At 49.4% G+C, this 14953-nt stretch carries 12 protein-coding genes; 6 read left to right on the forward strand and 6 right to left on the reverse strand.

The genetic code is table 11. The features are described from left to right. Window positions 1-75: 75 nt before the first annotated feature. Both ACTJJJ_RS15290 and ACTJJJ_RS15295 read left to right on the forward strand, forming a co-directional pair. Window positions 76-1767: an alpha/beta hydrolase-fold protein gene (locus ACTJJJ_RS15290; RefSeq protein ID WP_440702231.1), complete on the forward strand. Its 1692-nt coding sequence runs from the start codon at window positions 76-78 to the stop codon at window positions 1765-1767. Between the two features lie 30 nt (window positions 1768-1797). Continuing rightward, the gene (locus tag ACTJJJ_RS15295; RefSeq protein ID WP_440702232.1) at window positions 1798-2685 is read left to right on the forward strand and encodes a sugar phosphate isomerase/epimerase family protein; all 888 of its coding nucleotides are present in this window, start codon (window positions 1798-1800) and stop codon (window positions 2683-2685) included. 59 nt (window positions 2686-2744) lie between these two features. Here ACTJJJ_RS15295 and atpH read toward each other — a convergent pair whose 3' ends face one another. The 5 genes from atpH to ACTJJJ_RS15320 all read right to left on the reverse strand — a co-directional run bounded on the left by atpH (window position 2745) and on the right by ACTJJJ_RS15320 (window position 5981). Beyond that, a complete protein-coding gene (gene atpH, locus ACTJJJ_RS15300) occupies window positions 2745-3281 on the reverse strand; it encodes an ATP synthase F1 subunit delta (RefSeq protein WP_188933701.1) in 537 nt (178 codons plus the stop codon). Between the two features lie 23 nt (window positions 3282-3304). Further along, window positions 3305-3799: a F0F1 ATP synthase subunit B gene (gene atpF, locus ACTJJJ_RS15305; RefSeq protein ID WP_426293181.1), complete on the reverse strand. Its 495-nt coding sequence runs from the start codon at window positions 3797-3799 to the stop codon at window positions 3305-3307. Window positions 3800-3946: 147 nt separating this feature from the next. Continuing rightward, window positions 3947-4210 (reverse strand): ATP synthase F0 subunit C, encoded by a 264-nt coding sequence (atpE, locus tag ACTJJJ_RS15310; protein ID WP_019942415.1) that lies wholly within the window; start codon window positions 4208-4210, stop codon window positions 3947-3949. Window positions 4211-4255: 45 nt separating this feature from the next. After that, a complete protein-coding gene (gene atpB, locus ACTJJJ_RS15315) occupies window positions 4256-5350 on the reverse strand; it encodes a F0F1 ATP synthase subunit A (protein ID WP_440702233.1) in 1095 nt (364 codons plus the stop codon). Window positions 5351-5756: 406 nt separating this feature from the next. Further along, complete coding sequence (locus ACTJJJ_RS15320) at window positions 5757-5981, reverse strand: AtpZ/AtpI family protein (protein ID WP_188933697.1); 225 nt, start codon at window positions 5979-5981, stop codon at window positions 5757-5759. 211 nt (window positions 5982-6192) lie between these two features. On the opposite strand from ACTJJJ_RS15320, the gene ACTJJJ_RS15325 reads away from it, so the two are divergent. The 4 genes from ACTJJJ_RS15325 to uvrC are packed head-to-tail and all read left to right on the forward strand — an operon-like array spanning window position 6193 to window position 13736. Continuing rightward, on the forward strand, window positions 6193-8397 hold the full coding sequence (locus ACTJJJ_RS15325) for a tetratricopeptide repeat protein (RefSeq protein WP_440702234.1): 2205 nt from the start codon (window positions 6193-6195) through the stop codon (window positions 8395-8397). 51 nt (window positions 8398-8448) lie between these two features. After that, window positions 8449-10746 carry a transglycosylase domain-containing protein gene (locus ACTJJJ_RS15330; protein WP_188933693.1) on the forward strand — a complete coding sequence of 766 codons (2298 nt, stop codon included), beginning with the start codon at window positions 8449-8451 and terminating at the stop codon, window positions 10744-10746. A gap of 19 nt (window positions 10747-10765) precedes the next feature. Continuing rightward, window positions 10766-11914, forward strand: a complete 1149-nt coding sequence (locus tag ACTJJJ_RS15335; protein WP_188933691.1) for a glycerate kinase — start codon at window positions 10766-10768, stop codon at window positions 11912-11914. A 10-nt stretch (window positions 11915-11924) separates the two neighbouring features. Then, entirely contained in the window at window positions 11925-13736 is a 1812-nt protein-coding gene (uvrC, locus tag ACTJJJ_RS15340; RefSeq protein WP_440702235.1) for an excinuclease ABC subunit UvrC, read from the forward strand. On the opposite strand, the gene ACTJJJ_RS15345 is transcribed toward uvrC, so the two are convergent. Beyond that, window positions 13733-14947 (reverse strand): NAD(P)/FAD-dependent oxidoreductase, encoded by a 1215-nt coding sequence (locus ACTJJJ_RS15345; RefSeq protein WP_440702236.1) that lies wholly within the window; start codon window positions 14945-14947, stop codon window positions 13733-13735. The genes uvrC and ACTJJJ_RS15345 overlap by 4 nt on opposite strands. Window positions 14948-14953 lie beyond the last annotated feature (6 nt).

The raw sequence follows: 14953 nt of genomic DNA on the forward strand, positions 1-14953 counted from the left end.
TAAGTAGCTTGAAAGGCAGGTCATCCGACCTGCCTTTTTTTGTTTATATTTAGCCATCGAAAATTCGTATAGCTAATGAGACCAACCTGGAAAAGCACACTATTGGGTTTAACGCTCACTCTTGCAGCAAGTAATAGCATCCTGTTTGCGCAGAAACTACCCTCAGGTCCTCAGGTCCTCACGTTTTACTCAGACGCCGACGATACCGAGCAACCTTACGGCCTCTATCTTCCCGAGAATTTCGACGAAAGCAAGAAGTATCCGCTTGTGATCATGCTCCATGGAGCCGGCTCCAACCACCGGCTCGATCTCCGAAGGGTATTTGGGAAAAGCAATGCAGAAGGCGAAACCGACGTGGAGGCTTCACGTTATTTTCCGAAATGGGATAATGTGGAATACATTGTTGCGTCGCCTTACGCACGCGGAACGGCCGGTTACCAGGGCATTCCCGAGCAGGATGTTTACGACGTGCTGGCCGATGTTAAAAAGCGCTTTAAAATCGATGAGGACAGGACCTTTCTGACCGGGTTATCGATGGGCGGAGGCGGAACGCTCTGGCTGGGCCTCACACGCCCGGATATATGGGCGGCTATTGCACCCGTGTGCCCCGCACCGCCCGCGGGTACGTTCGACCTTGCAACCAATGCAACCAACTTCCCGGTTCATTTCTTCCATGGCGATGCCGATCCGGTTGTCCCGGTGGCGGGTACGCAGAAATGGGTGAGCCATTTGCAGGATTTGGGTGCGGAAGTGAGTTATAAGGAGTTCGTCGATGTGAAGCACGATAGTTGGGTAAATGCATATGACAGTGAATATATTTTCCAATGGTTCGATGACTACAAGCGGAACCCGTACCCGGACCGCGTGCGCTTCGTAACCAGGCAGTATAAATATGATAAGGCATTCTGGGTGAGGTTCAACAGGTTTGCTTACGGCAAGCTCGCTGAAATTGATGCGAAGTTTACGAAAGAGAATGCATTGGAGATCACTACAAAAAATCTTGAAAAGTTTACCCTTAACCTCAAAAGCCATCCCAAATTCAAAGCCGGGGCTGCATTGAGCCTTAAAATTGACGGGTCGAATGTGAATGCGAAGGCTGATAGCGTGTTAACATTGTTCCGCGAGTCGACCGGTGGCAAATGGGCTGTGGAGGGGGCGACAATCATGTCCATTTATACCGGTAAGGAAAAGTGTGCCGAAGGGCCGATCTTTGCTGCATTTTCATCGCGCCATGTATATGTGTATGGAACTGCGGACAATCCTTCACCTGAGGAACTTAAAAAGCGGATCGATATAGCTACACAAGCAGCAAACTGGTCGCAATACCGTGGCGAGTTTCTCGGTCGGGTAATGTTCTTCCCACGCGTGTTGGCGGACAAGGAAGTGCGGCCAAGCGATATTGAAAGTTCTAACCTCATACTGTTTGGTACGAAAGAAAGCAATGCATTGGTCGGCAAATATGCTGATCAGCTTCCTGTGCATTTAAAGAAAGGCGATACCGCACACGGACTCTTTTATGTTGTCCCGATGGAAGGGCATTATGTAGCGGTAAGTTCAGGTTTGCCGTGGTGGGCCGGTATGAAGGACGAAGGCTTTCCGTTCGTGCCAGTCATGCACCGTAAGCTTTCCGAATTTAAAGACATTATATTTTTCAAAGATTCTTCGGTCAATCTGCTGATCGATAATCATTTCACAGAAAACTGGAAGCTGGACGAGGATACCAAACGCAAGCTTTCAGCGTCTGGCGCCGTTGATATTACCCCGTAGTTTATTTTTTACTTTTCTGAATACAAACCCATGGATTACAACGAAAAGATTTCCCGGAAATCGTTCCTCAAAGCCAGCGCATTTGCATTGGCAGTGCCCATGTTCTCGAAACTGAACCTGGATGTTAAAGCTCCCTCGCCAATCGGTTTGCAACTGTACACGCTTCGTAATGAAATATCCAAAGACCTTCTTGGCACGCTTAAAAAGGTGTCGGCGATCGGTTATAAGGAAGTGGAGCTTTACGGCTACTCCGACGGCAAGTTCTTCGGCAAAACGGCTAAGGAGTTCAAGAAAATCCTCGGCGACCTGGGTCTGAACCCGGTGAGCGGCCATTATGGCGCCGGTGTGGAGAACAAAACGGCCAAAGGCACATTGAGCAACGGCTGGCAGAAGGCTGTCGACGACGCGGCAGAACTGGGCCAGAAATACGTGAACTGCGCTTACCTGACAGAGGCTGAACGCAAGACGATCGATCAGTATAAAGCTTATGTTGACCTGTTCAATAAGTCAGGTGAAGTGGCGAAGAAGGCGGGCCTCCAATTCGGCTATCACAACCATGATTTTGAGTTCAAGAAGATCGACGGGCAACTTCCTTACGACCTGATCGCCGGCAAAACCGACCCGAAACTTGTGAAGCTGGAACTGGATTTGTACTGGGTGTCAAAAGCAGGCCTCGATCCGGTCGCATTGTTCAAGAAGTATCCCGGCCGTTTCCCGCTTTGGCACGTGAAGGATATGGACAAGAAGGATGGTTCGTTTGCCGAGGTAGGAACGGGTTCGATCGATTTCAAAAAGATCTTCGCTAACCGCAAATTGGCGGGCATGACGCATTTCTTCGTCGAGCAGGACGTAGCGAAAGTACCGCCGGTGCAGGCTATCGAAACGAGCTACAAGAATGTCGTGAAGATGAAAGTCTAGCATAAAAAAAGACCCGGCCGCATAGCAGCCGGGTCTTCCAAATTATGCAGATAAAAATTTCAGTTTACTAACTGTAATTTAAGTTCGTTCAAACGGCTGCGCAGCGAAGCGTCGATCTGGCGGTCGCCCACTGTCAACACATATCCGCCGATCAAAGCATTGTCTACTTTTTCGGCAAGCTGAACCGTTTTTCCGGTTGCTTTGGCAACAATATCGGTGAATTGTTTACGAAGTTCGTCGGTCAGCGGGGTAGGGGTTACCACCGTCGCTTTTTCGATTCCCATGTAAACGTTATAGGCTTTAATGAATTCTACCGCGATTTCGTCGAGGATTGCTTCCCGGTTCTTCTTGGTAATGATATCGAATATCGCGAATGAAACAGGGCTTACACGCTCTTTGAAAAGGGCTTTCAGAATGCCTGATTTCTTCTCGTGACGCACCACCGGGCTTTTCAATGCAAGCATCAGGCCGCGGTTCTTGTCTGCTGTGTCTTTGAACAGCAGCATGTCCTGATAAACAGCTTCCAGAACGTTCTGTTCTTTAGCCAGCTCGATCAGCGATTTTGCATATCTGGATGCTACAATACTTACTGACATCGGAATTAGATTTTAAATGCTGATTAGTTAAGACGCGCGGATGAAGCAAGATCAGCGATCAGTTTTTCCTGCGCTGCCTTGTCAGACAATTCACGGTGCAATACTTTCTCAGCGATTTCCAATGAAAGCGTAGCAACTTCTTTCCTGATTTTGCTCACTGCCACGGCTTGTTCGTTGCGGATGGTTTCGCGAGCGCTTTCGATCATTTTTTGTCCTTCGATAGCCGCTCTGTCCTTGGACTCCGCGATGTTTCTGTCAGCTGCGTCTTTCGCGTCACGAAGGATCTGGTCGCGGATTGCATTGGCTTCTGCGATCAGTTTTTCGTTGTCCGACTTCAATTGTGCCATTTCAGCACGGGTTCTTTCTGCGAGGTCAAGCGCACCCTGGATTTCGTTTTCACGGTCTTTCAGACCTTTCAGGATAGGTTTCCAGGCAAATTTGGCCAGAATGAAAACTACCAGTAAAAATACTACCAGCATCCAGAAAATAAGGCCTGGGTTTGGAGTAAGCAATGACATAGTTAAATGAGTTTTTGAGTGTAAGAATGATCTTAATCGGCTCTCTTCTTATTAAAATTTCGTGGAAGCCTAATGCTCCCACGAGAATGTTTTTGCACCGCGTCCGGGCCTAGCGCACCGGGGCAGCGTTTCCCTTTCGGGGAGCTATTAAAGCTTGAAAGAGATAAGCAGACAGATAACCGCTGCGAAAAGCGCTACCGCTTCGATAAGTGCCGCGATGATAAGCATGGCAGTCTGGATTGCACCAGCAGCTTCTGGTTGACGGGCGATACCTTCAACAGCGCTACCACCGATTTTACCAATACCAAGACCTGCACCGATAGCAGCAAGACCTGCGCCGATGGCAGCACCGAAAACTGCAAGACCTGCACCACCTTGTTCAGCAGCTTGAAGCAAAATTTGAAGCAACATAATTGTGTTTGTTTTAAATATAATTAATAAAAAAGAGATTCAGAATCAATGTCCGTGATCGGCGTGGCCGTGCTCTTCGATAGCACTTCCGATGTACATGGACGACAATAGTGTGAAGATAAATGCCTGAATGAATGCTACCATGATCTCAATGAAGTTCAGGAACAAAGCGAACAGGGAGATTACCGGGGCGATCACGATGCTTTGGAAAATAAAGATCAGACCGAACAAGCTCAGAAGGATAATGTGACCTGCTGTGATGTTGGCGAACAACCGGACCATCAAGGAGAATGGCTTCATGAACACACCTACGATTTCAACGGGGATCATGATCAGCAACAACGGAACAGGCACGCCCGGAGGGCTCAAAAGGTGCTTATAATAGTTGCCATTTGCATTCAGGTGAACTACGATGAAGGTCAACACTGCCAAGGTCATGGTTACCGCGATGTTACCGGTCAGGTTGGCCGATCCCGGAAGCAGACCCATGATGTTGTTGATAAGAATAAAGAAGAACAACGTAAGCAGGTAAGGCAGGTATTTTTCGTATTTCGGCCCTACGTTTGGTTTCACAACCTCGTCGCGGATGAAAAGGATGATCACCTCCATGGCGGAGTTGAAACCTTTCGGAGCTTTGCCCTTGCTGTTTTTGTACCAGCTAGCGATGCTTGTGAAAACGAGAATGAGGATCAGGGCGCTCAGCAGCATGGAAGCTACGTTCTTGGTAATCGAGAAGTCGTATACTTTACGTGCTTCGTCAACCGGAACGATTTGCTCCGAATCACCGTGCACCAGATGGTAGCCGTTATATTCGTGATGTTCGTTATGGAAGTTGGAAGACATGAAAACCTCGATACCGCGGTCTTCCGAATAAAGGATCACGGGAAGGGGAAGCGAAACACCGTGCGAGAATTCCCATTCGTGGGAATCGGCAATGTGGTGCATGATCATCTCACCGATATTGAACTTCGCTTCATGCTCTTCAAGCTTATGTTCAATTTTATGCTCTTCCTCATTCACCGCCTGGGCCACCTTTCCGGCACCGTGCTGGGTAGGTTCGTCGGCGCGGGCCGGGAGGTTAAAAACGCATGTTGCCGCTATAAGGGCGATAGTAAAAAACCGTCTCAGATGGGTATACATAAATGCTTGAAATACTATGCTTTGTCAATCGCGGCGCAAGTTACGATACAAACCATATATTTCAAAGCATGTATAAAATAAATAGAGTGCAAAAAAGTTGATAACGAATAGGAATGAATCAGTTAGCCCTCTATACAAAAACAGACCGATGAAAATGATGCTCAGAATAATGCGTGCAACGATGCTGGAAATGTAAAATGTGACAAATTTCTCACGCTTGTTCCGCATTCCAAACTCCATGAGCCGGTGGACCATAAAAGCCAGTCCGAAAAAGAATACGAGAATGTACCATATATAAGCATGCAGGAAAGAATCCGCGTGAAATCTTTGAGCAAGGAAAAATACAATTCCGAGCAAAATGGTTGCGATCAGGGTACGTAGCATGCCGGGGTGCCGGGGGCGGGGATTATTGCTTGGTAAAACTTCTTATCAAAAGGTATAGCGACGCTCCGATGGAGGTCAACGAGAGCACGAGCGTCCATACCGGGACCTTGTTCTGCTGCCATTCGTCGAGTTTATAGCCGCCGTAAGTGAACACCAATATAGTGCCCAGCATTTGCATCGCCATCCCCGAGTATTTCAGAAAGCGCGATGACTGGCCTTTATCCACAGGTATTTTAGGATCTCCCATAATTCAGCTGTTTCCGGTTGGATTGTAAAACTCGGTCGAAAAACTCGGTTGACTAACTCGGTCGAAGACTCGGTGAAAACAATGGTAGAATATCGTGGTAAAATTGCTTCAAATTTTGCAAATGGCAGTATCTTCGATACGTATTTATTGAAAATACCGTTTTAGGTTTGCAAACCTGACAGAAAGAGGAACACCCCATAAAGTCAATTTCGTGATCGACCGTTTAACCTTCTATACCCGACGCACATTACCGCTACTTGTCATGATCATCGTCGTGGCTGCCTGTTCGCAGTACAGTTCACGGCCCGGGGCAATCACTTTCCACAATATCGCTGCCCGGTACAATGCGTATTTCATGGCTGAGCAGAATATGGCGGATGCGGAGTTTGAGATGAGGAAGGGTTACAAAGAGAATTATAATCAGCTGCTTCCGATACTGCTTCCGATGGATTCTGTCCTCGCCCAGGCAGTGAAGCCGAAGTTACTGGACGCCATCAAAAAGGCGTCCATCGTGGCTGAAAAGCATCAGAACAGCAAATGGATCGACAATAGCTATATTCTTTTGGGCAAAGCCAGGTTATACCTCGGACAATGGGCCGACGGGCTGGAAGCGCTGCGTTACGTATATGCCAACGGGCGCGACGACGACGACAAGAATAATGCGCTGATCCTGCTTATGCGGGCCTACATCGAGCACAAGGACTATTCCAATGCATTAGGTGTGGCAGAATACCTGAGCCAGCAGCCGTTGAACAAAACTTCGCAACGCGATTTTTACCTAACCAAAGCATACCTGCACCAGCAGAACGGCGAGTATCTCACTGCGGTGGCCATCCTGGAAGAAACATTTCCGCTTTTGAAAAAATCTACTGAAACTGCCCGCATTCATTTTGCAGCGGCACAGATGTACGATCGGTTAGGGCAATATGCGCTGGCCAACAGGCACTATAAAAGTGTAAACAAGAATAAGCCCAGCTACGACCTCGGCTTTTATTCAAGCATGAATTCATTGCAAAATGAGGTGGTGCTGAATCCGGAACGCGACCTTACCAATGTGGGCTTCGACAAAATGCTGAAAGACCGCAAAAACGACGACCTGAAAGACCACGTATTTTTTACAATGGGCTTGCTGGCGGAGCACAAAAAGCAGATTCCCGAGGCGGTAAGCTATTTGCAAAAAGCCGCCGCCGCCTCAAAGGGCAATATGCAGCAAAAGGCCTACACCTACCTGCAACTGGCGCGGATCGAGTATGAATCGCTCGAAAATTTCGAAATGTCCAAAGCTTACTACGATAGTGCATTGGCCATTCTTCCCCAGGAAGCACCTGAATACCGTCTCGTGGCCGATAGAAAACGCGCACTGGACAATTTCGTGACACAATACACAGTTGTTTCGACCGAAGATAGCCTGCAACGATTGGCTAAAATGAACCCGGCGGCATTGGACAACAAGATCGACGACATCATCGAGGCCAGAGAGAAAAAGCGTTTGGAAGAGGAAGAAAAAGCAAGAAAAGCACAAATAGCTGCCCAAAATGCAAGCTTGCAGCAAGGCGGGGGAAATCCGTTGGTAACCGGCGGCGAGCGTCGTTGGGAATTGTATGACCCGGCATTGGTCAGCAAAGGCAAAATAGACTTTAAAAGAGCGTGGGGGAACCGTCCGCTGGAAGACGACTGGCGTCGGAGTAGCCGACCACTGCGTACACTCGCGGGGAATAATGCAGCAAGTGGCACCGATAGCATTGGGGTCGCGCAAACGCAACAGGAGAATACCGGCTTGAAAAAAGGTACGCCGGAGTGGGACCAGGTGCACGCATTGCTGAAAAAAGATGTCCCGCTTTCGGATACTGCATTTGCGGTATCCCAGAAGAAGAAAGAAGACGCACTTTACAATCTCGGCAAGATCTATCGGTTCGACCTGAAAGAATCCCACCGCGCAATAGCAGCATTTGAACGAGTGCTGTCGGAATATCCCAAAACGCAGTACAAGGACGAGATCTATTACCTGCTTTTCCTGAGCAATGAAGAGAATATCGCTCAGAAAGAATCCTGGAAATCAAAGCTGCTGAGCGAATACCCGACGTCCACTTACGCGAGGCTGGTCAATAAATCCACTGATACCGGCGGCACATCCAGTAATGCCACGAAGGAATACGAGGCTGCTTATAAGCTCTATGCGGATGGCGATTATACCAAAGCGCTGGAAGACATCGAGAAAAACCTGCCGTCCTACAAAGGAAGCTCCATGGAGGATAAATTTGCATTATTACGCGTTTTTCTGATAGGAAAGGTAAGGGGTAAAGAAGCGTACGGTCAGGCCATTACGGAGTTTATGCGGCTTTATCCAACGAGTATCTACCTTCCGCGCCTGAAAGAAATGCAGGAATTCAATTCCCTGTCCATGGGCAAAAGATAATAGGCTGAAATTGTATATTTGCCTTTTCCTGTAACCTATCACCCCACATCTATGATTGAATTGCAACCCGGAAAGTATCGGCGTACCATTGTCCGTCTCTGGCGGTTTGTTGGCTTGGGACTGGGTCTGATCATATTCTACATTGTTGCCGTTAGCTTTAACTTTTTGTGGTTGTTCGGCGACATGCCGGACCTGAAAACGCTCGAAAACCCGAAGAGCGAGCTGGCATCGGAGCTTATCAGCGAGGATGGCAAGTCGTTGGGTAAGTATTTTTTCGAGAACAGGACACCCATCGACATCGCACAAATTTCCCCTAATCTGATCGATGCGCTCGTTGCGACCGAGGACGCCCGTTTTGTAAACCACTCGGGAATCGACCCGCGAAGCCTTGCGCGGGTTTTTAAAGGTGTCGTTTCGGGAAGTTCGAGCTCCGGCGGTGGCAGTACGCTCACGCAGCAGGTTGCTAAAAACCTTTTCAATACACGCTCGGAAGAGTACGAAGGACTGTTGGGCAAGATTCCGATGGTGCGCATTGTGATCGCCAAAACGAAGGAATGGGTGTTGGCGGTGGTGTTGGAAAGGAAGTATACAAAGCAGGAAATCATGCAGATGTACCTGAACACGGTTTCTTTTGGTAATAATACATATGGTATCAAAGTCGCTTCCAAAACCTATTTCGACAAAGAACCCTGGGACCTTAATGTGACCGAAGCCGCATTACTCGTGGGTATGCTGCAAAACCCGACGCTGTTTAACCCATTACGTTTCCCTACCAATGCATTGAACCGAAGAAATACGGTTTTGGCGCAGATGTATAAATATGATTACATCCGCGAGGAAGATTTTAACAAATACAAAGAGAAGTCGCTGGGATTGAATTTTACGATCGACAGCCACAATACCGGCCTGGCACCCTACTTCCGAGAGTCTATGCGGGGGTATCTCAAAAGCTGGGTTAAGCTCTACAACGAAGAACACGATACCGATCTCGATCTTTATACGAGCGGTCTGCGCATTTACACGACCATCGACTCGCGTATGCAACGCTACCAGGAAACGGCATTGACCGAGCATATGAAAACGCAGCAAAAGCTGTTTGACGAGCATTGGAAAGGCCGCAACCCCTGGACTTTCGACAATGGAAAGGAAATACCGGGTTTTATCAGGACCGCGGCAAAACGCTCCCCGCACTTTATTTCCCTGAAAAGAGACCTGGGCGAGGAAGCAGCCTGGAAGATTATGAAGAAACCTTACAAAATGAAGGTTTTTACCTGGAATGGAGAGAAGGAAGTGACGATGAGCCCGCTGGATTCCATTGCCTACTACAAACGCTTCCTGCGCGCGGGCATGATGTCCATGGACCCGCGTAACGGGCACGTGAAGGCGTGGGTGGGAGGTATTAATTTTAAATATTTCAAATACGACCACGTAAAACAGGGATCGCGGCAGCCGGGTTCTACTTTTAAGCCATTCGTTTACGTTTCGGCTTTGGACAAAAACTTCCTGACCCCCTGTGACCATGTGACCGACCAGCCGGTTTACTTCGGCTTATCCGACGGTGTGCCGGGAGGATGGTCGCCGCACAATTCCAATAACAAATACTCTTACCAGTCGCTGTCGTTACGGCAGGCGTTGGGGAAATCGGTGAACACGGTGAGTGCTTACCTGATGAAAATGGTACGGCCTAAGGCGGTGGTGGAATATGCACATAAGCTCGGTATTACTTCCAAATTGCAGGAAGTGCCTTCTCTCTGCCTGGGTATCAGCGATGTGTCGGTGTACGAAATGGTTGGCGCCTACTGCGCATTTGCGAATGGCGGCCATAGAACGGAGCCGATGACGATCCTGCGTATCGAAGACCGCTACGGTAATGTATTGCAGGAGTTCTTCCAGAAGCAAAACCAGGAGATCAGCGAAAACATGGCTTATAATATGTTGTATCTGATGCGTGGTGCGGTGGAAGATCCGGGAGGAACGGCTGGCCGCCTGCGGCAATACGGTGTGACGGAGGGTAATGAGATTGCTGCCAAGACCGGTACTACTTCGAACTACTCCGATGGGTGGTTCATGGGGATGACGCAAAACCTGGTGTCGGGTATCTGGGTAGGAGGCGAAGACCGTGCCATTCACTTTCGTACCATTGCTTACGGGCAGGGTGGGCGCATTGCGATGCCGGCCTGGGGGCTGTTTATGCAGAAAGTATACGCCGACCCAACATTGGTACAGTATCGTAAAATGCCATTTAATAAACCTGAAAACTACGTCCGGGAATGCGGTGGCGTAACAACCGATAGTACCGATACCTACATCCCGCCGTCGCGGTCCGACGACGAGGGCGTTTTATTCTGACCCACTTAGCCCTTTGCCCGTGAATATTCTCGTTGCCCCTGACAAGTTTCGCGGTTCGATGGAAGCTGCGGAAGTGTGCGACGCCGTAACAAATGGCGTCAAAAAGGCATATCCAAATGCACAAGTGACGGCGATCCCGCTGGCCGACGGCGGCGAGGGCACTTCGAAGATATTAACGCGGCAAGCCAATGGCTCGGAAGTGAGCGTAACGGTCCTGGACCCGCTGAACCGACCGATTAAAGCTACTTACGGCCTTTCAGAAGACCATCAGGTTGCATTTATCGAGATGGCCGCGGCTTCGGGCCTCGGCCTGCTGAAAACCGAAGAGCGCAATCCGCTTCGCACAAGCACATTCGGGACCGGGCAGCTCCTTGTCGATGCATTGGACCGGGGCGTGAAGAAGATTATACTCGGAATCGGCGGAAGTGCTACGACCGATGGCGGCATCGGCATGGCGGAAGCGCTTGGTTATGCATTTAAGGATGCGGAAGGGCATACATTGCTCCCGAATGGTGAATCGCTCGGGAAAATCGCGTCAATTGACACACATAATGCGGATCCGAGGCTCGCACTGGTTTCGGTAGTGGTAGCTTGTGATGTGACAAACCCCTTGTTCGGGAAAGAAGGTGCTGCATTTGTATACGGTCCGCAGAAGGGCGCCGATACTGAAATGGTTGTGCAACTTGACCATGGACTACAAACCCTCGCACACGTAGCTACGCGCGCATTCGGGCGGGACGTGAGCCTGGTAGCCGGTGCAGGCGCTGCGGGCGGGCTGGGGGCTGGTTGCATGTGGTTTCTGGATGCGGTGCTCAAAGATGGCATCAGCATTGTAATGGAGCAATGCAACATCGCTTCCCTGGTGGCCAATGCAGATTTGGTTATTACCGGTGAAGGTAAGGTGGATGAGCAGACGCTGGCCGGTAAAGTGGTGAAAGGGCTCGCCGGACTGTGCAAAAGCCATCGGGTGCCGCTGGCGGTCGTTTGCGGTACTTTGCAGATAACTGCCGAGCAAGCCAAAGATGCAGGCATGACCTATGCGGTGTCGGTGCTTAACCGCCCGATGGACCTGAATGCAGCCCAAAATGAGGCATTCCAACTCGTAAGCGACGCAACTTTTCAACTCATGCGGTTGTTTTTTTTCAATAGGGGCACAGTTAAGGCCTAAATCACAGTCAATGTCTGAATTCAATTACAAAGAAGAACTCGCCAAAATTCCTCTCGATCCTGGTGTGTACCGGTATTTCGATGAAATGGGCGAGGTGATATATGTAGGAAAAGCGAAAAGCCTGCGCAATCGGGTTTCGAGCTATTTTTTGAAAAACAACCAGCACGACCGTAAGACGAGACGGCTCGTGAGCCAGATCCGCAGGATCGAATACACCATCGTTTTGAGCGAATGGGATGCGCTGCTGCTTGAAAACCAGCTGATCAAACAATTGCAGCCTAAATTCAATATCCTTCTCAAAGACGATAAGACCTACCCGTTCATCTGCATTACCGACGAGCCTTTCCCGCGCGTATTTCCGACGCGGAATATGGACCGTACCAAAGGTACTTTTTACGGTCCGTTCGCCAATTTGCGCTCGATGCACACGCTGCTGGACATGTTTAAGGCATTGTACCAGATCCGCTCGTGCCAGTTGCCGCTGACGAAGCCAAATATCGAAGCCGGGAAATTTAAGGTTTGTCTGGAATACCACATTGGTAATTGCAAAGGACCGTGCGAAGGCTTGCAAGGAGAGGGCGAATACAATGCGGAGATCGAGCAGGTACATCATATATTGAAGGGGAATTTATCGTCGCCCCAGCAATATTTCAAAGAAAAAATGCTGGAAGCTGCCGAGCAAATGGCGTTCGAGAGAGCCCATGCCTGGAAAACGAAGATCGAGCATTTGTCGAATTTTCAAAGTAAAGCTACGGTCATTAACCCGCGTATTGGGAATATCGACGTGCTCACAATCGTTTCCGACGAGGAAGCCGCTTACCTGAATTTTATGAAAATAAAAGCGGGCTACATGGTGGCAACCCAAACGCTGGAAGTGAAGAAGAAGCTCGACGAAAGCGACATGGAAATCCTGGCGATGATGATCGTGGAGATGCGCTCTACGTACGGTTCGGAGGCGAAGGAGCTTATTTCGAACCTGAAACCGGATCTGGACATGCGGCTGGAAGTGACTGTTCCGCAAATCGGCGACAAGAAGAAGTTGCTCGATATGTCCATGAAAAATGTAATGTATTTCAGAAGGGAAAAAGCCGAGCGCCGCGAAGTGGAAGCATCTGCCACCTCTTCGAAAAAAGACCGCGTGCTGATTCGCCTCAAATCCGATTTACAGATCAAGACATTGCCGCGCCATATCGAATGCTTTGATAACTCGAACATTCAGGGTACCAATCCGGTGGCTTCCATGGTTTGCTTCAAGGATGGAAAGCCCTCGAAGAAGGATTACAGGCATTTCAATATCAAAACAGTAGTGGGACCTAACGACTTCGCGTCGATGAACGAGATCGTGGGCCGGCGTTACTTGCGGCTGATTGCCGAGGAACAGCCATTGCCTGATCTGATCGTGGTCGATGGGGGCAAGGGACAGCTCGGAGCAGCTTGTGACGCGCTGAAAAGCCTGGGTATTTATGGGCAGGTACCCATTATCGGTATTGCGAAAAGATTGGAAGAAATCTATTTTCCGGAAGATTCCCTGCCATTATATATCGATAAAAAGTCGGAATCGCTGAAACTGATCCAGCAGATCCGCGACGAAGCGCACCGGTTTGCCATTACTTTCCACCGCGATAAACGCAGCAAGGCGAGCCTGGTGAGCGAGCTGGAAGGTGTTGTAGGGGTAGGGAAAGTGACCGCTACCAAGTTGCTTAAACATTTCGGCTCGGTACGTGGCATTCGCGAAAGCACGCTCGAAACGCTGACAGACCTGATCGGCTTCGACCGTGCTAAAAAAGTGCGTGCCTATTTTGATACGATGGCCGAGAATTAAAGCCCAATGTTTTTCCCGACAATATAGCCGGTTGTCCAGGCATTCTGGAAGTTGAAGCCTCCCGTAATACCGTCGACGTCGATTACCTCTCCCGAGAAGAAAAGCCCGGGAACCGACCGGCTTTCCAGCGTTTCAGGGTCAATATCAGACAATGCAATACCGCCGCAGGTTACAAACTCTTCTTTGAAAGTGGTTTTGCCTTTAACCTCAAACTGACTGTTCATGAGCAGTTCCGTCATCCGGTTCAGGACTTTGTGACTCGCATCACCCCAGCGCAACGTGTCGGGGATCTCCGCCTTTTCGGTAAATGCTTTCCAAAGCCGTGCAGGTAAACCAAGCCTGGCGTGTGAAGCGATTTGCTGTTTTGCAGTATTAGTTTTCTCTGCGAGCAGAAAATCACGCACTTCCTGTTCCTTCATTTCCGGCAGCCAGTTGATCCGGCAAGTAAAATGGTAATCGTTTTCTGCCAGGTCGCGTGCACCCCAGGCGGAGAGTTTCAGTACGGCTGGCCCGCTGAAACCCCAGTGTGTGATCAGCAACGGCCCCTGCCATTCGTGCTTGGTACCCATTATTTTAACCAATGCATCTTTTACGGCAACGCCAGCCAGCGGGAGCAAATAGTTGTCAGGTGTATTGAATGTAAATAATGAAGGCAGTGGGGAAACGATTGCGTGCCGATGCTCCTCCAACCAGTCAAAACTTTCCGCTCTTGGATAGCCGCCGGTCGCAATCAATAACCTATCGGTCGAAATCGGTTCTCCATTTGTGATCTCCAAAGTGAACACATGATCATTTTTTTGAAACGAACCGACATTGACGCTCGTCCTGATCTCGATCCCCAGGTTTCGGGCTGCTTTAATAAGGCATTCAATAATGGTATGGGACGAATCAGAAACGGGAAACATGCGCCCGTCGGCTTCGATTTTCAACTTAACGCCTCTTTTTTCAAACCACTCGACGGTAGCATCGGCGTCGAAATGCGGAAGGAGCCTGCGGAGCAGCTTTTCACCTCTGGGGTAATTTTTGATAAAATGGCGCAGTTCGTGTGGGCGGTGCGTGACGTTACACCTTCCCCCGCCGGAAATGCGGACCTTGTTGAGGACCGTCCTGCTCTTTTCCAGAATGGTGATCTGAGCACCCGGAAACGTTTCCGCAGCCGTAATGGCTGCCATAAAACCGGAAGCGCCGCCTCCCACAATTGTAATCGTCATAATGTC

The organism is Dyadobacter sp. 22481, assembly GCF_052044875.1.
In the GTDB taxonomy this organism is placed as follows: Bacteria; Bacteroidota; Bacteroidia; order Cytophagales; family Spirosomataceae; genus Dyadobacter; species Dyadobacter endophyticus.

Excerpts from the sequence above, each read along its gene's own strand:
- uvrC (WP_440702235.1), top strand. The coding sequence starts at position 11,925 with ATGTCTGAATTCAATTACAAAGAAGAACTCGCCAAAATTCCTCTCGAT.
- ACTJJJ_RS15345 (WP_440702236.1), bottom strand. The coding sequence starts at position 14,947 with ATGACGATTACAATTGTGGGAGGCGGCGCTTCCGGTTTTATGGCAGCC.
- atpF (WP_426293181.1), bottom strand. The coding sequence starts at position 3,799 with ATGTCATTGCTTACTCCAAACCCAGGCCTTATTTTCTGGATGCTGGTA.
- ACTJJJ_RS15290 (WP_440702231.1), top strand. The coding sequence starts at position 76 with ATGAGACCAACCTGGAAAAGCACACTATTGGGTTTAACGCTCACTCTT.
- ACTJJJ_RS15295 (WP_440702232.1), top strand. The coding sequence starts at position 1,798 with ATGGATTACAACGAAAAGATTTCCCGGAAATCGTTCCTCAAAGCCAGC.
- atpB (WP_440702233.1), bottom strand. The coding sequence starts at position 5,350 with ATGTATACCCATCTGAGACGGTTTTTTACTATCGCCCTTATAGCGGCA.
- atpE (WP_019942415.1), bottom strand. The coding sequence starts at position 4,210 with ATGTTGCTTCAAATTTTGCTTCAAGCTGCTGAACAAGGTGGTGCAGGT.
- ACTJJJ_RS15320 (WP_188933697.1), bottom strand. The coding sequence starts at position 5,981 with ATGGGAGATCCTAAAATACCTGTGGATAAAGGCCAGTCATCGCGCTTT.
- atpH (WP_188933701.1), bottom strand. The coding sequence starts at position 3,281 with ATGTCAGTAAGTATTGTAGCATCCAGATATGCAAAATCGCTGATCGAG.
- ACTJJJ_RS15330 (WP_188933693.1), top strand. The coding sequence starts at position 8,449 with ATGATTGAATTGCAACCCGGAAAGTATCGGCGTACCATTGTCCGTCTC.